Here is an 18,993-nt window from a genome sequence, read left to right as displayed (position 1 = left end):
CATAATGAGTAAGCATTTATTTGCAAATGAGAAGGTGATGAAGCAGTATCTTGGTGCCCTGTTGCAAGAGGAGCCAGAGATTGAACAATGCGAATTATCACCAGTTGCAAAGCTACTTGAACAAGTAAAAGAACCTAAATCAGAACTTGAGGAAATAGAATCCTCAGTCGTAGTTGCAACAGAACCTCTGGAGTCAGTGAGTGAAGTTATTCAAGAACAGCCGAGTAAATTGGCTCATGATCTTGAAGTCACTGAAAATACATCTATTATCAAAGAACAGGCAACGATAGAGTCTGTTTCTGCAAGGGAAGCCTATCAAGAAGGTGAATTTCAGGCATTGTTTTTTGAAGTGGCAGGCTTAACACTGGCGGTTCCGCTGAAATCACTTGGGGGAATACACCAACTGGGCGAAGTCAATCAACTCTTTGGTAAACCTAAATGGTTTAAGGGTGTGATGCTAAATCGTGAAGAAAAACTCAATGTTGTTGATACTGCACGATGGGTGATGCCTGAAAAGTTAACGCCAGAATTAGAAGATACGCTGGATTACCAGTATTTGATTACACTTGGGGATAGTAACTGGGGACTGTTAGCAGAAAAACTAGTCAACAACTTAACCCTCAAGCCTGAAGACATAAAGTGGCGCACAGCAGATGGTAAACGGCCTTGGTTGGCTGGAGTGATTAAAGAGAAAATGTGCGCGCTGATTGATGTAGAGAATTTAAACCGTTTGCTAGAACAAGGCCTCGATAGTCGAGAGCAGTAACTAGTATATTGATGGAGTGAAACCATGAGCCAAGATAGACTACTTTCTGCAGACAAAAATGCTGATAGTAATGATGAAGTATTGCAATGGGTTACTTACAAGCTTGAAGAGGAAACTTACGGTATCAATGTAATGCAAGTACAAGAAGTGCTGCGTTACACCGAAATTGCACCAGTCCCAGGTGCACCAAGCTACGTACTCGGGATCATTAATCTGCGTGGTAACGTTGTAACGGTTATAGACACGCGAGCTAGGTTTGGTCTACAAAGTGCTGAAGTAACGGATAATTCAAGAATTGTGATTATCGAAGCCGAAAAGCAAGTTATTGGTATCTTAGTAGATAGCGTTGCTGAGGTGGTTTACTTACGTAGCTCGGAAATTGACAGCGCGCCAAACATAGGTACCGAAGAGAGCGCTAAGTTTATCCAAGGCGTATCAAATCGAGAAGGCGAGCTGTTGATCTTAGTCGATCTTAATAAGCTATTAAACGATGATGAATGGGATGAGCTGAGTCATATCTAGATGTCTGAAGTAGTAAACGCACAAACCGTTTTACTCGTTATATCAATAACCTCAAGCATACTTGCGTTAGTATGCTTGAGGTTTGTTTTTGTGCTGAGTAAAAAACTACAGAATGCGCAGGGGCAAACAGCGCAACTTTCTAGCTCACTGCAGGGGTCTGAGCAACAAATAGCAATATTACGCAGCGAAGTTGCGGAGTTACGTGCCAGTATCATGAGTATTGGTAAGCGGGTGGTCGCAACCGAGCAAGAGTTAAATGACGTTGCGAATCAGCAAGCAGCACAGAAATATGATGACCCTGACGCTAAAATGTATTCTCGCGCCGTGAAAATGGTGGAGCTTGGTGCTGATATTGAAGAGGTGATGCACGAGTGTGAGTTGCCAAGAGCTGAGGCAGAGCTGCTCATGTCTTTACATAACAAATCAAAATGATTGTCTAGGGCCTGTTGACCTTTCAAGTTTGTTTTTGCAGCAGTTTGATTGGTATTTATACAAGGCAGAGCCTGCGTAGCATAGTTATTCTATGTAAGTTAGGCGATAACACAGAAGAAATTCCAATCAAGCGCTGCCCTTTGGGTTCCCCTGAGTGCGCTTTGTTCTTTGTTGCTCAACTTTTGCCTAGATTACTAGGCGGCAAGTCGAGCGTCGCGATCAAAACACACTCAGGAGAACAAAAATCAAACAGCAAAGGTCAACAGGCCCTAGAAAGTAGGAAATTTTGGCTATGCCTTAATATCTAACTTGCCACGAAAACCTTCCCAACCAGGTGGAAACTTACCACGCATAATGTAAGAAAAAGCGATGAGTTCAGCAATCACATAGTAGAGTTCCCTTGGGATCTCTTGGTGTAACTCAAGTGCACTGAGTGTTTGTGCTAATGATTCATCCTCATGGATCATGATGTTTTTCTCTTTTGCCAGCGCAATAATTTCCTCTGCTAGTTCGCCATATCCTTTAAAGGTGACCTGAGGTGCGCTACCAGCTTCATATAACAGCCCGATTGCAGATTTTTGTGTCATTTCTTTACACCTTAATGTTGATAATTGCGTGTTCATTAAAGAACTTATCTTGAAAGCTGGCTTCTTCCCTAAGGCCTATCTCTGCGACTTGTAGCCCATGAGATGCTAACTTATGTCTGAGCGTTGCCAAATGTGGCTCTGCAAGCTGCTTGACCTGATTGGAGGTGGCTACTAATGCACATTCCAGGGCTTTATCCATCAGCTCGGCTTGGGCATGGATCTGACCTTTTTCTGCAAAATCAAAACAAAGACGAATAAACCACACAGACTTCTCCGGCATACCAGGTTTCGGCGACTTTTTATATTCACCTATTTGTAATTGTGTTTGCTGTTGCTCTTGTCCTACTTTGGTGGGAAAGAGCAGGTTAATAATTAACTGTGCTTCGCTGTCTTGTTTCGCAGAGTTGGTGGTTGTAGTTTGTGATTGTTGCGGTTGTAGTTGGTTATGCAATTGTCCTAATTCGTTTAACAGCTCTTTTGCTTGTGGTTGTTGTAGCGCTTCAGTTGTTTGCTTGGGTGAGGTCAACTTCAGTTGTGGTAGCAGCGCATCCAGTAAAGCTTGTATTTTTTGCGTTGCTTGCTCATTGCTCTGAGTTTGGTTTGCCACCTGACTACCTAATAGCGACACAATTAAACGGTCCAACATTTGTGTAAAGCTCGATTGAGCTAAACTTGTTGGCGTGTTAGCAAAGGTTGCCATGCCCAGTTGGCTTTCTAACTGGTTTTTAACGGTGAGCGCGTTGACTGAACGGTCATCAAGCAAGCGCGAAAATGCTTGATTGACTAATTTCTGCAATTCAGGCGTTTGTTTGAATGTATCTGCTTTGACGAGCTTTTCGATGGTTGCAGAAGCTTGGCGTAACATGTTTGGCGTGTTTTCTTTTTGTTCGGCCTTAGTCATGGGCAGAGTAAGCAGAGCTTCAATTACCCCTTTAGTTTGATTGCTGGTAGGCTGCGGTACTTGAGAAGGCGTAGCGGTTACTTTTGTGCCTTGTGAATGTGTTGTAGATTGCAACTGGAACGTTTTAGCAGAATCTACAGGCGCAGAACTCGCTTTACGATAAAGCGGCCGCGCTAAGACTTGTGTCAGCTGTTCAACTTGCTTATTGCTAAGCGACAGTTTACCCGTGAGAGTGTCCAATAATAAGGACAGGGCTTTTTGTTTCACCTCAAAATCAACCGGTGGCGCTTGATATTTTGGTGTTTCTGCGAGCTGGTGTTGTAAGTAACGAGCAATGGAGCTGGCTAACTTTTCGCTTTGCAAGGGGAAGTGACTTTTTTGCAACGGTAATGGTTGCTTTGCCATCAGCTCTGTAAGATTAAGTTTTATTTGGTTTGTGAGCTGTTGTAGTGGTGTGCTTGGTTTATTCTCATTGTGAGCACTTACTTCCTCACTTTGCATATACAGCACTGAGGCCGAACGACTCAAAACATGACCTTGGCCGTTCTTGACTGGGGAGTTCGCGGGCTGATCAACCTGATTTGTGAGTGGCTTCCCAAAAGGTCTTCCGATCAGTACTTGCAACGCTTTTACTACTGTTGACTTAATTTGTTGCAGATTGACTTCAAGTAACGGTTTGTCATACGCCAGCGTATGTACTGATGCTAAGCGTGACTCAAGCGGTAAGGGGGTTTCCTTATTCACTGCAGTGACTTGTTGCAGCAAAGCGCTAAGCGGCTTTATGGTCTCTACTTTTACTTGTTGTGTCGATTTTGTGATATCAATTCCATTGAAAGCCGTTTTTACTTCGCCTTTTTGCCATGTGGTTGCTGCAGGCCAGTTACTGCTTATTGGCGATAAGGTTATTGAACGGTCATGAATGTTAAGTGTTACTCCACTTGGCTGAGGCTTCACCTCAACACTGCTAAGTTGACTAGAGATAAGTTTTGCAATCATTGACTTAGGTAAAGCCGTACTAAACAGCAAGTCTTTAAATTGATTGACGACCTGCAAGGAAACATTATTTTGTTGGGCACTAAGATGCGCAATAAGTTTGTTTTCACTTGCGAGCAATTGTGCCACGGCTTGCGGAAGCGGTATTTTTAAATCAAGCACCTTGATGTGCAATGTGGCGTCTGGCAACGTGGTTGCTGAAGACTGTACTACTGGGCTTGGCGTGTGCGTCTTTAGCGTCGTTAAAATATCAAAAAGCTGTTTTGTCAGCGTTACTTGCGCTTGTAAATTGGGCGTTTGAAAGGTGACCACCTTGCCAGTTTCATCAATACTAACCTGTGCTTCTGGAAGCTGATTGGGCTGGGTTGGAGGCTTAAGCGCTAGTTGGATAGTTTGCCAGCGGCCATCAATTGCCACATCCATTTTTAGTTTATCGTTACTAATTTGGATATTCTTCGCTGCAAACGGTTGGTTTTTGGCTAAGTCTAATCTCGATACTTCGCTATTATCTGTGCTTATCACAGATGCTGTCGTCGTATTTGTTGTAATTGGCAGCTTATTCATTATTTTAAATCAAATTTTCGCTAATCGGTCGCATCGGATTATTCGTATTACCATACCATTATGTTAGACTAACGCCCAATTTTAGGTAAAGAGAAGCCCAAGTTTGCTAGAGATAGACGCCGTCACTTGTACCAAACAAGATAGATGCTTGTTTGACTCATTAAGTTTCACTCTCCATGCGGGGCAGATCATGCAAATTGAAGGCCCAAATGGTGCCGGAAAAACCTCTTTGTTGAGGATCATTGCTGGGTTCGCCAGAGCGGATGAAGGGAAGATCCGCTACAACAGCACTGATATCCGCGATGATTATGATTCATTCGCTGCCGATTTATTATTTATTGGTCATAAGACAGGTGTCAATCAACAACTTAGTGCCTACGAAAATGTTCAACATTGGCTTATGGTTCACGGCGCTCAGGCAGATGAAGAAGAAGTCTATACACTGCTTGCTAAGCTCGGCTTAATCGGACTTGAAGATGTACCTGTGCGAACGTTATCTGCGGGTCAACAGCGCCGTGTTGCATTAGTACGTTTGTGGCTTAATCAAGCCAAGCTTTGGGTGCTAGATGAACCATTTACTGCGCTGGATAAAAAAGGGGTCGCCATGTTGCAAACCCAGTTCCAGTCTCATCTCGACAAGGGGGGCGCTATTTTATTGACGACCCACCAAGATCTCACCGCACATTTTGCACAGTTACAAACCTTGGCGTTGGAGTACCGTTTGTAATGCAGACTCAACATTCTTATTGGTTAGCTTTTAAATCGGTTTATGCCAAAGATGTGACCTTGGCCTTTAGACAACGCGCTGAGATAGTCAATCCTTTGTTGTTTTTCCTTATCGTGATCACCTTATTTCCGTTAGCAATTGGGCCTGAACCTGCGCTGCTTACCAGAATGGCTCCGGGTATTATTTGGGTAGCGGCACTTTTATCGACTATGTTAGGTCTAGATAAATTATTTAGGGACGATTACAACGACGGCTCATTAGAGCAATTGATTGCTTCACCTTATCCTTTATCGCTATCAGTATTAGCAAAAGTAGCAGCGCATTGGACAGTCAGTGGTTTGCCAATGGTGGTGCTTGCGCCGTTGTTCGCGCTGTTAATGAATCTCGAATCGCAGTCTCTCAATGCGACTGTACTGACCTTACTGATAGGTACACCGTTATTAAGTTTTATTGGGGCCATTGGCGCAGGACTCACCGTTGCATTGCAAAAGGGTGGCATTTTAATGAGTTTACTCGTCCTTCCGCTTTATATCCCCGTATTGATTTTTGCAACGTCCGCCATAGATACCAGTAGCATGTCTTTAGCGTATGGTGGTCAGCTTGCAATCCTTGGTGCGATGCTTGCCGTCGCAATTGTTGCCGCACCAATTGCCATATCGTCAGCTTTAAGAGTGAGTGTAAGTTAAAATGTGGAAGTGGTTACATCCTTATGCCAAAGCGGAGCGTGCTTACCAACTGTGTAACACCTTGCTTCCTTACTTTGCCGTGATTGCGGTAGTGGGCTTAATTGTTGGATGGGTTTGGGGGTTAGCCTATGCGCCAGCCGACTACCAACAAAAAGACAGCTATCGTATTATCTTTATTCATGTACCGTCGGCTATCTGGTCGATGGGCGCATACTCGTCTATGGCTATTGCGGCTATTGTTGCCTTGGTATGGCAAATTCGTAATGCTGAACTGGCGGTTATAGCCATTGCACCTATTGGTGCGGCAATGACTGCGATTGCGTTAATCACTGGTGCTGCTTGGGGTAAACCTATGTGGGGCGCTTGGTGGGTCTGGGATGCAAGATTGACGTCAGAGCTTATCCTATTGTTTTTGTACTTCGGTGTTTTGTCTCTATATCATGCCTTTGAAGATAAAAAATCAGGTGGTCGAGCTGCCTGTATTCTTGCCATTGTCGGGGTCGTTAATCTGCCTATTATTCATTTCTCGGTAGAGTGGTGGAATACGCTGCATCAGGGATCAACTATCACCAAATTTGATACTTCAGCGATTGATCCTTCCATGTTGTGGCCTTTGTTGATCAACATAGTGGCGTTTGCTGGTGTGCTTGGCGTGGTTACGCTAATTCGTTTGAAAAATGAAATTTTACGAAGCGAGCAACACCGTCCTTGGGTCCGCGAATTAGTGAATAGGGGTTAATCATGCAGTTTGAATCCTTCAGTGAATTTTTAGCCATGGGTGGCTATGGCTTTTATGTTTGGCTCTCATTCGGCTCATGTGCATTAATACTGGCTGGTATGTTAGTCGGCTCTATCTTGGATGGTAAGAAGCTAAAGCAAGCAGTTAAAGCGCAAATGGCAAGAGAAGCACGGATTAAAAAAGCAAAAGAGGAGTCGCAAGCATGAATCCTAGACGCAAAAAGAGATTATTCACCGTTGCTGCCGTAATCTTTGGTATTGGCGCAGCGGTTGGGCTTACGCTTTATGCACTACAAGAAAATATTAATTTGTTTTACACGCCGAGCGAGCTTGTTGAAGGTAAAGGTGAGTTAAAAGAAATCCCGCAAATTGGCCAGAAGCTGCGTATTGGCGGTATGGTTGTGCCAGGTTCAGTGGTGCGTGATGAAACGTCTTTAGATGTGTCATTTAAACTTATCGACACCGGTCCTATGGTTACTATTCGTTACAAAGGCATCCTTCCTGACCTATTCCGTGAAGGCCAAGGTATTGTAGCGCAAGGGACGTTAGTTGAGTCTAATGTAGTTGAAGCGTTTGAAGTACTTGCCAAGCATGATGAAGAGTATATGCCATCAGAAGTGGCTGAAGCCGTGAAAGGCATTAAACACGAAAAGCCAAAATATAATTTAAACAGCGAGAACTAAAATGGTCCCAGAAATAGGTTACTTCGCCTTAGTTCTGGCGATGGCATTGAGCTTATTACTGTGTATTTTCCCATTGTGGGGTGCTTATACGGGTAATTTGAGGCTGATGAAAGCCGCTCCTTCACTGGCCGTTGGTCAGTGTATTCTAGTTGTTTTCTCATTTATGGTACTGATCTACATCACGTTAATGGATGACTTTACGGTTGCGTATGTGGCGCATCATTCGAGCAGTACTTTACCTTGGTATTATAAAATCACCTCAACATGGGGTGGACACGAAGGCGCAATTTTACTGTGGTTGGTAATGCAATCCATGTGGACCATGCTGGTTGCTGTGATGTCAAAGTCGCTACCGTGGGTATTGCGAGCGCGTGTGTTAGGTGTCCTTGGCTTTTTAGGGGTGGGTTTTATGCTCTATACCCTGTGGATGTCGAGCCCGTTTGAGCGTTTGCTTCCTTACTTCCCTGTTGAAGGGCGTGATTTGAATCCATTATTGCAAGACCCAGGTATGATCATTCACCCGCCGCTCCTTTATATGGGTTATGTTGGCTTATCTGTGTCTTTCTCTTTTGCAATTGCTGCGCTTTTAACCGGTAAACTTGATAATACTTGGGCTAAATGGTCTCGTCCTTGGACAATGGCCGCATGGGGCTTTCTTACTCTAGGCATTACAATTGGTAGTTGGTGGGCGTACTCAGAGCTTGGCTGGGGCGGTTGGTGGTTCTGGGATCCGGTGGAAAACGCTTCACTGATGCCTTGGCTTGTTGCAACCGCTTTATTGCATTCACTCGCAGTAACGGAAAAACGTGGTGTGTTTAAGTCTTGGACAGTACTACTTGCTATCACCGCGTTTAGTTTATGTTTACTGGGTACCTTTATCGTTCGCTCAGGCATTATCGTATCGGTGCATGCGTTTGCAACCGATCCTGACCGTGGTTTATATATCCTGTCATTCTTAGCTGTGGTTGTGGGTGGCAGCTTAGCGCTTTACGCACTGCGCGTAGCTCAAGTATATAGCGAAGGGCGTTATCAATTCATTTCGCGTGAAGTAGCGCTATGGATCAACAATATCTTCTTAGTGGTTGCGACCTTGATTGTATTATTGGGCACGCTATTGCCTATGATCCACAAAGAGTTGGGCTTAGGCTCTATTTCTATTGGCGTACCTTTCTTTAACCAAATGTTTGCGATATTAATCGTGCCGTTCGCGATTTTGCTGGGTTTAGCCCCTATGCTGCGCTGGAAACAAAATAAAATGCCGCCACTAGTGAAAAAATGGGCTGTATTGATTGCGGTGAGTTTAGTGCTCACCGCGACGTGGTTGTACTCGAGCTACGAAGTGGTGGCACCACTAACGTTTGTTGCGACAGCGCTGGCTGTGTGGATAAGTGTGGCTACTGCTGCTGACTTATTTAATAAAGTGACTGTTCACCCAAGTGTTGCGATCGGCTTTAAAAAGCTAGGATTGAGCTATTGGGCAATGGTACTTGGGCACATTGGTATTGCCTTTGTTATCGCGTCGGTGACGCTAACTTCAGCATACTCAGTTGAGCGCTCCGTGAGCATGAAACCCGGTGAAACGGCGATGCTAAACGAGTACGAATATCGCTTTGATGGCGTAAAAGAAATTCGAGGCCCGAACTACGGTGGTCATGCTGGCGTAGTGACGGTATTCAAAAATGGTAAAAAAGTAACCGAGCTGCATGCAGAAAAACGCCGTTATGATGTAGGGATGCAGTTTATGACCGAAGCCGCTATTGATGATGGTTTCTTCCGTGATTTATATTTAGCACTCGGCGAGCCGCTTTCTGCAGGCGCGTGGTCGCTTAGGATCTATCACAAACCATACGTACGCTGGATGTGGCTAGGTGGGCTACTTATCTCTTTTGCCGGCTTCATTGTGCTTGCGGATAAACGCTACCGCAACCGCGTTAAAAAATCATCCCAAGTGGAGGCTTAACATGAACCGCAAGTTATTAGGTTTAGTGCCTTTTTTGATATTTATTTTCCTTTGTGTGTTTTTGTACCAAGGACTATTTGGTAATCCAAGAGAACTTCAGACAGGCCGTTTAGGACACACTATGCCTGAGTTTTCTTTACCCGATCTAATGGATAGTGATAAAACTTGGACCGCCGACTCGCTTAAGGGTGAAGTCTACTTGATGAACGTATGGGGCACTTGGTGCCCAACGTGTATCGCTGAGCTAGGTTATTTAACTGAGCTTAGAGAGCGTGGCGTGAAAATAATAGGCCTGTATTACGAGCAGGCTTATGACCCTGATTTTGGCGACCAGTTTGATATCAATGCACTAAGACAAGATGTCAATAACATGCTGAGTCGTGCTGGTAACCCATACCAATTTAACATTCTTGATTTGGAGCGTACATTAGCACTGGATCTAGGAGTTTCAGGCGCGCCAGAGACTTTTTTGGTAGATAAGCAAGGTAAGATTTTGTTGCATCATACTGGCGACATCAATGAACGCGTGTGGCGCACTAAGTTTGCGGCAATCTATCAGGAGTTAACGCAATGAAATATGTAATTGTTTTGCTTTTAATGATGATTACTGCAGCGGCGCAAGCAACGGAAGATAAGTATAACTTTGCCACGGCGGAACGTGAGCAAACTTTCCGAGAGCTGACTCATGAGCTACGTTGCCCTAAATGCCAGAACCAAAACATTGCAGATTCAGATGCCGTCGTTGCCAAAGACCTGCGTGACAAAGTCATCGCATTGGTTAATGAAGGTCAGTCTAAGCAAGAGGTCATTGATTATATGATCGACCGCTATGGCTATTTCGTTCATTATCAACCACCTGTTACGCCTGCAACAATCGTACTTTGGGTACTGCCAGTGGCAATCATTATTTTAGGTTTCGGCTTTATTATATTTCGTCAAAAACGCGCTGCGAAAAAACAAGATTGGGATGCCGCAGACGAACAAAAGCTAGCTGAGCTCATTAATCAATATCAACGTCAGGAGCGTGAGCAGTGAGCGAATTCTCGACAGATTTAACTCAAATGTGGTTTTTGTTTCTTCTGCTAGGCATATTTGCCGGTCTGTTTGTGGTTTTTCCGTTTATTAAAAAGGAAAAGCGCGTCACGGTTGATCACGATGCGAACGCCGAGCGTATCGATATTTTTCATCAGCGTTTGGAAGAGTTAAAAGAAGAGCTTGCTAATCAGCGTATCGAAAAAGACAGTTATAATGAATCTGTGGTTGAACTCAAGCGTCGCTTATTGAACGAGTTATCGCCTGAACAATCATTGACGAGTCGTGGTGACAACCGTGTATTAGCGCTGACAGGTATTGCTTTTATGGTGCTGGTGACAGGTGTCTTTTATTACTATACGGGTAGCCACAGGCAAATAGCTAGCTGGCATGAAGCCGTTGAAAAGTTACCTGAGTATGGTGAGCGTGCAGTAATGCAATCTGGAGAGCCGCTAAATGCCAACGAGCTACAAGCATTTGCGCTGGGACTAAGAACTAAACTAGCAACCGCTGGCGACGATGCAGTTGCATGGATGTTACTTGGTCGTGTTGCAATGTCACTTAGTGACTTTGAGATGGCGATGCAGGCATTTGATAAAGCACTCGTGATGCAACCTAATAACAATAATGTTTTGGTGAATTATAGCCAAGCATTATTGATAGAGGGCTCAGAGCCAAGTATGAATCGCGCGGCCAGAATGTTGTCAAAAGTGCTCAAGAATGATCCAACGAATATTGATGCGATTAGCTTGCTGGCGTTAATTGCCTATGAACGTCAAGATTGGAAAGAGTCAAAAGCCGCTTTTGAAGTCTTGTTGTCACAATTAACCAAAGATGATCCGCGTTATGAGATGATCGCAGGGCGGATTGCTGAAATCGAGCAAAAGTTGGGTCAACAAACAGATGAACCAGTAGCTGTAAAAGCTGGTATTGTCGCTACTGTAACCATTTCAGCTGAGTTACAGAACAAGATTCCAAAGGACAGCACTTTGTTCGTTTTTGCAAAAGCGGCTGAAGGCCCAGCCATGCCATTGGCGGTCGCCAAAATTACAAACTTTAACTTGCCAATGACGGTAAACCTAGATGATAGTATGGCAATGATGCCTGAATTAACCTTGTCGAAATTTTCTCAAGTTACGGTCACCGCACGTATTTCTAATGATGGTTCAGTAATGCCTTCAGATGGAGAACTAGAGGGTGCTTCAAGCGTAATTGAACTTCAACAAGGCGAAAATCAGCTCACTGTCGAGATTAGTCGTGTCTTAACAAATACAGGGAAATAAATGCTTAAAGCTGTGCTCACAGGTTTACTTGTGCTGACCGTTGTCGGTTGTGCGCAAGTACCCGAAGAGAAAAAGGATCCACGAGATCCATTTCAATCACTTAACCGTCCACTTTATGACTTCAATATGGATGTGTTGGACGCCTATATCTTACGGCCTGTTGCTAAAGGATATGTTGCGGTGACTCCCGCTCCTGTGCGCAGTAGTGTGGTTAATTTCACCACCAACATCGCCGCGCCGACCGATGCAGTAAACGCGGCATTGCAGGGCAAGCCTGATCATATGGCAATCAATGTTGCTCGCTTTTTAGTTAATTCTACGGTCGGTATTTTTGGCTTGTTTGATGTTGCGAAAACACTTGGCCTTGAGCTTAAAGACGAAGATTTTGGCCAAACCCTTGGGGTGTGGGGCGTTGGTGATGGTGCGTATATTATGATCCCAGGAATGGGACCGACGACCGCGAGAAACTTAACGGGTGATGTAGTCGATAACTTTGTCTTGCCAGAAATTGCACTCACCACGCCACAAACAGTATTAGTGTTTGCGCTGCGTGCGGTTGAGGCAAGAGCGGCTTTGATGTCACAAGAAAAGCTGCTAAATGAGTCGCTTGATCCATACACTTTCTTAAAGGATGTATACTATCAACGTCAATTGTACGAGCTATTTGATGGCAACCCGCCAATGGAAGAAGAGCCGGATGATTTTGACGAGAACTTTTTAGAGAACCTGTAAAAATAAAGGTCGGCAATCGCCGACCTTTTCGTTATCTTTGCGAAAACTTAAAAGCGCCAGTTAAGATTTGCCCAGAGCGTCCGTCCCGGCTCATTGACTCGATCAATTTGGTCAAAGCCACTTACTGCGGTGCCTGAACGACTTAAATGCTCGGCATAGGTTTTATCGAGCACATTATCTACTCCTGCACTGAGTTGTAATGCATCGCTATATTGATAATTGGTGTTGAGTGCAAGTGTACCAAATCCAGTCGTTGCAGCGATATCCTGACCTGCGATATTCCCTTGTCCAATCGCCACTCTATGCTGGTGTTGTACTAATCTTACCAATCCGCCTAGTTGCCACTTATCGCTTAATTGGTAATTGCTTGCAATACGCAGTTGCAAAGGTGGTTGCTGAGCTAATGCGAGATTGTCAGTAAGGTTATTACCCTTTACATAGTTGATACTTCCGGTGAGTTGTAGCGCTTTGCTCGCTTGCCACATTACTTCACCCTCAAAACCGAAGGTTTCCGCGTCAATATTTCTGGTCACTTTTGACGTCATATTCATCTTTTCAAACATATTGTCGACTAATAAATAGTCGTCAATTTGGTTATAGAACACCGAGAAATTGACGTTAATGGCCTTGAACTGTTTTACCAATCCAGCATCTAATTGCAAGGTCTTTTCAGTATCGACATTAAAGGCAGAAATAGACGTTTCACTTCCTCGACTACCACCGACAACTTCCCAGTAATCGGGAAAGCGCTCTGTAACGCCGAAACCGACAAAATAGCTGCTGTTTTCAGACTGTGCTTGATAACGGCTAAATCCGCTGAATAACGTATCGTCTCTTGTTTGTAGGGCGGTTGGGTTTGGTTTCATTGACATCATTGCGTTTATCATGGTGCGATGATCTTCACTTTGCCAATCATCAATGCGTAATCCGCTAACCCATTGGCTGGAGCGACTCAATTGATATTCTAACTCGGCAAATATACCGAGCTGTCTAAATTCAGCATCTATTTGGCGCGGCATCGTTTCTACCGGATTGTTGAATTGATCTCGGCTGACTCGATTGCGGTGCTCATTTGCTTGATAATCGACACCGTAGACAAAAGTATGTTGGGCATTGATTTCTGAAGTCAACGTAAGCTTTGCGCCATAAGTTTTACGGTCAGGATTGGAGGAGGTTGGGGTTTTCATCATCATGTTAGCAACAAAAGGACGTAAGCTATGATTGTCCATGATGTGGTCGACGTAGTTATAGTATGCGTTGAATGTTAACTCTTCAATCAGAGATGAAAGGGAAGATAATTTGATATTCAGGCCAATATTTTCTCGGTCGAAGAGGCTACCATCCATCATGCGGTCGGCATAGGCAACTTCACCATCGCTCACCCCGTAAGTGATAGAGTAAAAGGCGTCATCGCTTGGGGTATAGGCAAACTCTGTGTCTATATTCCAGCGCTCGTAAGCCGAGTGAACTTTGGTACCATTGCCATCTTCATAATCATCAGCATCGCTGTAATTTGCAGCGATCCGAGCGTATCCGCGTTCATTACCAGCCTTGATATCACTGTTAACACTGTGGCGGCCTTGGCTCGACAGCACCGCATTGGTAAAGCCAATCACTTCTGACTTAGCTAGGCGTTCATTTTCACGCTCAAACACCACAGTGGCAGCACTGTTGCCTGGACCATACAACACAGTTTGTGGGCCTTTGATGACTTTTAAGGTGTCGTAGGATTGTGGCGTAATATATGCCGTTGGCGGATCCATGCGGCTACCGCAACCACCCAGCGTTTGACCATTATTGGCGATAATCGCAATTCTAGAGCCTGCCATACCGCGAAACACAGGGTCAGCGCTTGCGCCGCCTTTTTTAATTAGTGAGAACCCAGCGATTGAAGAGAGTAAATCCGCGCCATCTTGTGCTGGTAGTGGTTGGCGTACTGCTTTGGTATCCGTTGTTAGCGTAATTGGTGTTTGCATCGGTGCAATAACAACGATTTTTTCAATTTCATCGGCATGAGTTATGGGGGATAAGGAAACAATAGCAAGAGAGAGTAGAGTGCGTTTCATAAGTTCACTTTGAAGTTGTTTTGGTGAACTTATTTTATCGCTATCAGGTGCTTAGCGGGATGCGACAGATTGTCGCATCCTTTGATAGGTTACTCTATCGCTTTTATTTGAGTGTCACTCCAAACTTGCGACTTTTGATATAGCTCTGCGATATTTTGGCTGGTTACGCCAAGAGATTTTGATATGGTTTCAACACTATCCCAATCACCTTTTTCCAGAGATTCTGCAAGGTCTAGATAGATACCAAAAGCACTCGGTTTCTTCAGTAAAGTTGATTTAATTTCTTGAGATAAGGGTAACTTCGTCAATAAACTGGCCATATCGTCATCAAGAATGGCGTCCATCAGTGACATCATACCAACCAAAAATGTACTCCCAGTATCGGAGACTTTGTTGGCCTTAGTTGCTATTGCTTCCATAAAGTGTGCACGCAATAATGAGAGTGAAAGCAGTTCTTTGGGCTTTTCTGTATTAAGCTGTGAAGCAAACAATAATGAGATCAGACGCTTAAGCTCATCACTACCGAGTACAACCAAGGCTTGTTTAATCGTCGATATCTCTGCTCGGCGTTTAAATACGGCACTATTTGCATAACGAAGAAGTTTGTAGCTTAGGTTTACATCACGCTCGAAGACCTGAGTGATCCTAGCAAGGTCGGGCTCAACGCTCGAAGTCTCATAAAGCAATTCAGCCATGGCTAATTCCGAGGGGGCTAGTGCTTTGGTTTTGACCATCTCGGGTTTGGCAAAAAAGAAGCCTTGAAAATATTTGAATCCAAGCGACTTGGCGAGTTCAAACTGCTCGTAGGTTTCTACTTTTTCTGCCACTAAATCAATGTTAGGAAAATCCTGTATCGCGCCTTTAATGGCATGAATTTGGTCAAGGTTAGTCGCCAAAAAGTCGACTTTTATTTGGTCGATATAAGGAAAAAAATGGCGCCACACATTTTGGTGATGGTAATCGTCAAGCGCTAGTGTATAACCTTGCTCTTTTAGCTCTTTGACACAGGCTAAGAGCCGTTTGCCCGGTTGTACTGTTTCTAATATTTCTACAACAACTTGCTCGGGGGCGAGCATTTGTACATAACCTTTAGCAAGTGTTTCTAGGGTGAAGTTAATGTAGGCTGGCTGTTGATTGGTTAAATCATCTAGGCCAAAGGTAAACTGGCTGCCCTCAACTAACCGGCTTGTCGCTTCATCGCCGTCAATTTCGGGAAATACGTTACTTAATCCATCACGAAATAAAAGTTCGTAGCCAATCAATTCCCTTTGGACATCAAAAATTGGCTGGCGAGCCGCGTAAAAGTACATAGATACTACCGTCCAAACAAAATGCTATTGGCTTTAATATAAGGTAAAAGCGCAGTCAGGTCACGCTGGGAAATTGAGTTTACAGAATATGGGTAAATACAGAGCATAGGGTGAATGATAATTAACCAGTTGAATTAGGTACAAATAAAATACTATTTTGGTCAATAGTCTCAGGTGGTTGGGTGTATGGTTTGTGCGTGTTATAGTGAGGTCTTTATGTTTTTGGCTTTTATTCAAAGTGAGTTAGAAATCGAATAATTAAGTGATAGAAAAAGCTCACATTTGGAGAAGAGCCCAACTAACAATTTAGGAGGCTAATTTGGAGATTGGTACGATAATCTCTCTCGCACTGTATTTTATTGCGATGCTGGGAATTGGGTTATATGCATATAAAAAGTCGACCAGTGATGTGTCTGGCTACATGTTGGGTGGCCGTAGTCTGCCACCAAGTGTAGCAGCTCTTTCAGCTGGTGCATCCGACATGAGTGGTTGGATCTTGATGGGTCTACCTGGCGCAATGTTCCTCTATGGTTTTAGCAGTACATGGATTGCAATTGGCCTTGTGATTGGTGCTTGGCTCAACTATTTATTGGTCGCACCGCGCCTGCGTGTTTACACAGAGTATGCAAATGATGCGATCACCATTCCTGACTATTTTGCCAATCGTTTCGAAGATAAAGGAAATGCGTTAAGAATAGTCTCTGCGTTAGTGATCATTGTTTTCTTCACGCTATATACCTCTTCTGGCGTGGTTGCCGGTGGCAAGCTGTTCGAAAGTTCATTTGGCATGAGTTATGAGAGCGGCTTATATATCACAACTAGTGTTGTTGTGCTTTATACTTTATTCGGTGGCTTTTTAGCGGTAAGTCTGACTGACTTTGTCCAAGGCTGTATCATGTTTATCGCTTTGATTTTAGTGCCTTTAGTTACCTTCTCATTACTCGATAATCCACTTTCTCAAACACTGAACGAGTTAAATCCGTCGATGTTAACTTGGGTGGGATCAGCTGGCGCAATAGGCATTATTTCTGCAATGTCTTGGGGTCTTGGATATTTTGGTCAACCCCATATTATCGTGCGCTTTATGTCTGTTCGAAGTGTTAAAGATATGCCAACAGCGCGCCGTATAGGTATGAGCTGGATGATAGTCGCAGCTCTCGGTGCCGTGGGCACTGGTTTGTTTGGTGCTGCTTATGCACATGAGCATGGGATTGTTGTAGACGATGCTGAGACCATTTTCTTGATTTTATCCCAGTTATTGTTTCACCCATTGATTGCGGGATTCTTACTTGCAGCTATTCTTGCGGCAATTATGAGTACCATTTCTTCGCAGTTGTTAGTGAGTTCGAGCTCGTTAACTGAAGACTTTTATAAGATATTCTTGAACAAAAATGCTTCGGATAAAGAACTTGTGCTTGTTGGTCGTATCAGTGTACTAGTTGTTGCGCTTGCTGCCATTTATCTTGCGTACGACAGAGATAGCTCGATTCTAGATCTTGTGAGTAATGCTTGGGCAGGTTTTGGTGCGGCATTTGGCCCGCTAGTATTGATAAGCTTATTTTGGTCTCGTATGAACTTTGCTGGAGCACTCGCCGGCATGGTATCTGGTGCGGTGACTGTGTTGGTATGGATCTACGGTCCGTTTACTTATAATGGCGAGCCGCTTAGTGCGACATTATATGAAATTGTCCCAGGATTTATTGTTGCGACAGTCGCTATCTTTGCTGTTAGCCTACTGACCAAGGAACCAAGTAAAGAGATCACTACCTTATTTAATAAAGTAGAAAACGCGCTTGATTAAAGTCGGTTGAAGCGGACAAAAAACGGAGCATTCAGCTCCGTTTTTTATTTCTCAAATATACGTATATACGGCTTAACGAGTCACTTTAAGCGTGTTCTTTCAAGTGGTTAATCACGACTTCATGGTGGTCTTTGGTTTTAAACTTATTGAACACGTGCTTGATGGTACCGTCTTGACCGACTAAGAAAGATAGGCGATGAATACCGTCATACTCTTTACCCATAAATTTCTTTAAGCCCCACACACCAAACTCATCGGCTACCGTGTGGTCTTCATCCGAAAGTAAGTCAAAGTTAAGCTCTTTTTTGTTTTCAAAGTTCTTTAACTTTTTCACAGCATCTGGACTAATGCCAACGGCTACGGTGTTTAATTCAGCCAGTTCAGCTTTGTGGTCACGCAGATTTTCAGCTTGAACGGTACAGCCTGGGGTCAATGCTTTAGGGTAAAAATAGACTAAAACTTGATGTGACTTTAATAAAGTAGCAAGCTCAACGGTCTCGTCGTTTTGGTTTTGCAGTGAGAATAATGGTGCTTTATCACCGACTTTCAAAGTATTCATAGTAAATCCTTAGCGAATGCGTCTGAATATATAGTCTACGTTTAAGGAGTGTGAAAGATCTTCGAACTGAACTTTAAAGTTATCGATATCCACATCTACAGGAATATTAAACTCGAGCTCGCAGCGCATATGTAGCTCGTCTTCTTGCTCAAAGGTATCTGACTTCAGTGAACAAATATTCACCCCTTGCGCTGCGAAATAGCGTGTTACTTTACTTAACGTACCAGGAGTATCTAACCCTTCATATTCCAAAGTATAACCTGCACTGTATTCGCCTTGTTGATGGCTTGCGGTGCGTTTCATCATCGTTAAAAGGCCAAGCTCCATCCCTTTGGCAGGTAAAGTGTGCTCGACACGACTGATAGACGCCATGTCACCGGCAAGTAGCATGATAAAGGTAAACTCATTGCCCAATATTGCAATTCGACTGTCAATAATATTACAGTTGCAGTCACTCACAAGCTGTGTCAATTCGCCAACAATACCAGATCTGTCTTCTCCAATGGCGGTTAAGACAAGTTGATGGTTTGCATGCATGGTCATTTTGGAACCTCTGATTTCACGTAATGCGCTCAAGGTTAATAATTAACGCGAAATACTACCATATCTGAGTTTTAGCGCTAGCGCGTTGTAATAAAAAATAGAATTGTG

General features: G+C 43.8%; 20 protein-coding genes. 14 read left to right on the top strand and 6 right to left on the bottom strand.

The genetic code is table 11. From position 1 onward, the window contains the following. Positions 1–4: 4 nt before the first annotated feature. From ABMY45_RS10140 to ABMY45_RS10130, 3 genes are read left to right on the top strand one after another with little or no spacing between them, the layout of a single operon-like run. Positions 5–766, top strand: coding sequence for a chemotaxis protein CheW (locus tag ABMY45_RS10140; RefSeq protein ID WP_102056491.1), 762 nt, complete (start codon positions 5–7; stop codon positions 764–766). A gap of 24 nt (positions 767–790) precedes the next feature. Then, a complete protein-coding gene (locus ABMY45_RS10135; RefSeq protein WP_102056492.1) occupies positions 791–1,288 on the top strand; it encodes a chemotaxis protein CheW in 498 nt (165 codons plus the stop codon). Beyond that, entirely contained in the window at positions 1,289–1,720 is a 432-nt protein-coding gene (locus ABMY45_RS10130) for a DUF2802 domain-containing protein (RefSeq protein WP_102056493.1), read from the top strand. It begins immediately after the preceding gene. Between the two features lie 290 nt (positions 1,721–2,010). Here ABMY45_RS10130 and ABMY45_RS10125 read toward each other — a convergent pair whose 3' ends face one another. Next, positions 2,011–2,307 carry an EscU/YscU/HrcU family type III secretion system export apparatus switch protein gene (locus ABMY45_RS10125; protein ID WP_010369096.1) on the bottom strand — a complete coding sequence of 99 codons (297 nt, stop codon included), beginning with the start codon at positions 2,305–2,307 and terminating at the stop codon, positions 2,011–2,013. A 4-nt stretch (positions 2,308–2,311) separates the two neighbouring features. Next, complete coding sequence (locus ABMY45_RS10120) at positions 2,312–4,765, bottom strand: flagellar hook-length control protein FliK (RefSeq protein WP_349288838.1); 2,454 nt, start codon at positions 4,763–4,765, stop codon at positions 2,312–2,314. 103 nt (positions 4,766–4,868) lie between these two features. Between ABMY45_RS10120 and ccmA the strand changes: the two genes are divergently transcribed. Genes ccmA through ABMY45_RS10070 form a run of 10 tightly spaced genes read left to right on the top strand, consistent with a single transcriptional unit; the run spans position 4,869 to position 12,606 of the window. Beyond that, complete coding sequence (gene ccmA / locus ABMY45_RS10115) at positions 4,869–5,492, top strand: cytochrome c biogenesis heme-transporting ATPase CcmA (RefSeq protein ID WP_349288837.1); 624 nt, start codon at positions 4,869–4,871, stop codon at positions 5,490–5,492. Then, positions 5,492–6,178, top strand: a complete 687-nt coding sequence (ccmB, locus tag ABMY45_RS10110) for a heme exporter protein CcmB (protein WP_010606377.1) — start codon at positions 5,492–5,494, stop codon at positions 6,176–6,178. Before ccmA ends, ccmB begins: the two co-directional genes overlap by 1 nt. 1 nt (position 6,179) lies before the next feature. Further along, complete coding sequence (locus tag ABMY45_RS10105; RefSeq protein ID WP_010369087.1) at positions 6,180–6,917, top strand: heme ABC transporter permease; 738 nt, start codon at positions 6,180–6,182, stop codon at positions 6,915–6,917. A gap of 2 nt (positions 6,918–6,919) precedes the next feature. Then, on the top strand, positions 6,920–7,123 hold the full coding sequence (gene ccmD / locus ABMY45_RS10100) for a heme exporter protein CcmD (RefSeq protein ID WP_010606378.1): 204 nt from the start codon (positions 6,920–6,922) through the stop codon (positions 7,121–7,123). After that, entirely contained in the window at positions 7,120–7,599 is a 480-nt protein-coding gene (ccmE, locus tag ABMY45_RS10095; RefSeq protein WP_010606379.1) for a cytochrome c maturation protein CcmE, read from the top strand. Before ccmD ends, ccmE begins: the two co-directional genes overlap by 4 nt. 1 nt (position 7,600) lies before the next feature. Continuing rightward, a complete protein-coding gene (locus tag ABMY45_RS10090; RefSeq protein WP_010606380.1) occupies positions 7,601–9,559 on the top strand; it encodes a heme lyase CcmF/NrfE family subunit in 1,959 nt (652 codons plus the stop codon). 1 nt (position 9,560) lies between these two features. Next, positions 9,561–10,133, top strand: a complete 573-nt coding sequence (locus tag ABMY45_RS10085) for a redoxin family protein (RefSeq protein WP_010606381.1) — start codon at positions 9,561–9,563, stop codon at positions 10,131–10,133. Continuing rightward, positions 10,130–10,594 (top strand): cytochrome c-type biogenesis protein, encoded by a 465-nt coding sequence (locus tag ABMY45_RS10080; RefSeq protein WP_349288836.1) that lies wholly within the window; start codon positions 10,130–10,132, stop codon positions 10,592–10,594. Before ABMY45_RS10085 ends, ABMY45_RS10080 begins: the two co-directional genes overlap by 4 nt. Continuing rightward, positions 10,591–11,874 (top strand): c-type cytochrome biogenesis protein CcmI, encoded by a 1,284-nt coding sequence (gene ccmI / locus ABMY45_RS10075; protein WP_102056498.1) that lies wholly within the window; start codon positions 10,591–10,593, stop codon positions 11,872–11,874. Before ABMY45_RS10080 ends, ccmI begins: the two co-directional genes overlap by 4 nt. Continuing rightward, on the top strand, positions 11,875–12,606 hold the full coding sequence (locus tag ABMY45_RS10070; protein ID WP_102056499.1) for a VacJ family lipoprotein: 732 nt from the start codon (positions 11,875–11,877) through the stop codon (positions 12,604–12,606). Between the two features lie 47 nt (positions 12,607–12,653). On the opposite strand, the gene ABMY45_RS10065 is transcribed toward ABMY45_RS10070, so the two are convergent. After that, positions 12,654–14,672 carry a TonB-dependent copper receptor gene (locus ABMY45_RS10065; protein ID WP_349288835.1) on the bottom strand — a complete coding sequence of 673 codons (2,019 nt, stop codon included), beginning with the start codon at positions 14,670–14,672 and terminating at the stop codon, positions 12,654–12,656. Positions 14,673–14,761: 89 nt separating this feature from the next. After that, the gene (locus tag ABMY45_RS10060) at positions 14,762–15,982 is read right to left on the bottom strand and encodes an HDOD domain-containing protein (RefSeq protein ID WP_010606386.1); all 1,221 of its coding nucleotides are present in this window, start codon (positions 15,980–15,982) and stop codon (positions 14,762–14,764) included. Positions 15,983–16,301: 319 nt separating this feature from the next. Between ABMY45_RS10060 and putP the strand changes: the two genes are divergently transcribed. Next, positions 16,302–17,783: a sodium/proline symporter PutP gene (gene putP, locus ABMY45_RS10055; protein WP_010606387.1), complete on the top strand. Its 1,482-nt coding sequence runs from the start codon at positions 16,302–16,304 to the stop codon at positions 17,781–17,783. Positions 17,784–17,868: 85 nt separating this feature from the next. Here putP and bcp read toward each other — a convergent pair whose 3' ends face one another. Both bcp and ABMY45_RS10045 read right to left on the bottom strand, forming a co-directional pair. Next, entirely contained in the window at positions 17,869–18,342 is a 474-nt protein-coding gene (gene bcp, locus ABMY45_RS10050) for a thioredoxin-dependent thiol peroxidase (protein ID WP_349288834.1), read from the bottom strand. Positions 18,343–18,351: 9 nt separating this feature from the next. Continuing rightward, on the bottom strand, positions 18,352–18,885 hold the full coding sequence (locus ABMY45_RS10045; RefSeq protein ID WP_010606389.1) for an ACT domain-containing protein: 534 nt from the start codon (positions 18,883–18,885) through the stop codon (positions 18,352–18,354). Between the last annotated feature and the right edge of the window lie 108 nt (positions 18,886–18,993).

The sequence above is a fragment of the Pseudoalteromonas sp. XMcav11-Q genome (assembly GCF_040104525.1).
Taxonomy (GTDB): Bacteria; Pseudomonadota; Gammaproteobacteria; order Enterobacterales; family Alteromonadaceae; genus Pseudoalteromonas.
This window is presented reverse-complemented; position numbering and strand designations above follow the sequence as displayed.

Coding starts and splice junctions, on each gene's coding strand:
- ccmB (WP_010606377.1), top strand. CDS start 5,492: ATGCAGACTCAACATTCTTATTGGTTAGCTTTTAAATCGGTTTATGCC.
- ABMY45_RS10065 (WP_349288835.1), bottom strand. CDS start 14,672: ATGAAACGCACTCTACTCTCTCTTGCTATTGTTTCCTTATCCCCCATA.
- ABMY45_RS10135 (WP_102056492.1), top strand. CDS start 791: ATGAGCCAAGATAGACTACTTTCTGCAGACAAAAATGCTGATAGTAAT.
- ABMY45_RS10085 (WP_010606381.1), top strand. CDS start 9,561: ATGAACCGCAAGTTATTAGGTTTAGTGCCTTTTTTGATATTTATTTTC.
- ccmD (WP_010606378.1), top strand. CDS start 6,920: ATGCAGTTTGAATCCTTCAGTGAATTTTTAGCCATGGGTGGCTATGGC.
- ABMY45_RS10060 (WP_010606386.1), bottom strand. CDS start 15,982: ATGTACTTTTACGCGGCTCGCCAGCCAATTTTTGATGTCCAAAGGGAA.
- ABMY45_RS10045 (WP_010606389.1), bottom strand. CDS start 18,885: ATGACCATGCATGCAAACCATCAACTTGTCTTAACCGCCATTGGAGAA.
- ABMY45_RS10120 (WP_349288838.1), bottom strand. CDS start 4,765: ATGAATAAGCTGCCAATTACAACAAATACGACGACAGCATCTGTGATA.
- ABMY45_RS10105 (WP_010369087.1), top strand. CDS start 6,180: ATGTGGAAGTGGTTACATCCTTATGCCAAAGCGGAGCGTGCTTACCAA.
- bcp (WP_349288834.1), bottom strand. CDS start 18,342: ATGAATACTTTGAAAGTCGGTGATAAAGCACCATTATTCTCACTGCAA.
- ABMY45_RS10140 (WP_102056491.1), top strand. CDS start 5: ATGAGTAAGCATTTATTTGCAAATGAGAAGGTGATGAAGCAGTATCTT.
- ABMY45_RS10080 (WP_349288836.1), top strand. CDS start 10,130: ATGAAATATGTAATTGTTTTGCTTTTAATGATGATTACTGCAGCGGCG.
- ABMY45_RS10090 (WP_010606380.1), top strand. CDS start 7,601: ATGGTCCCAGAAATAGGTTACTTCGCCTTAGTTCTGGCGATGGCATTG.
- ABMY45_RS10125 (WP_010369096.1), bottom strand. CDS start 2,307: ATGACACAAAAATCTGCAATCGGGCTGTTATATGAAGCTGGTAGCGCA.
- ABMY45_RS10130 (WP_102056493.1), top strand. CDS start 1,289: ATGTCTGAAGTAGTAAACGCACAAACCGTTTTACTCGTTATATCAATA.
- ABMY45_RS10070 (WP_102056499.1), top strand. CDS start 11,875: ATGCTTAAAGCTGTGCTCACAGGTTTACTTGTGCTGACCGTTGTCGGT.
- ccmE (WP_010606379.1), top strand. CDS start 7,120: ATGAATCCTAGACGCAAAAAGAGATTATTCACCGTTGCTGCCGTAATC.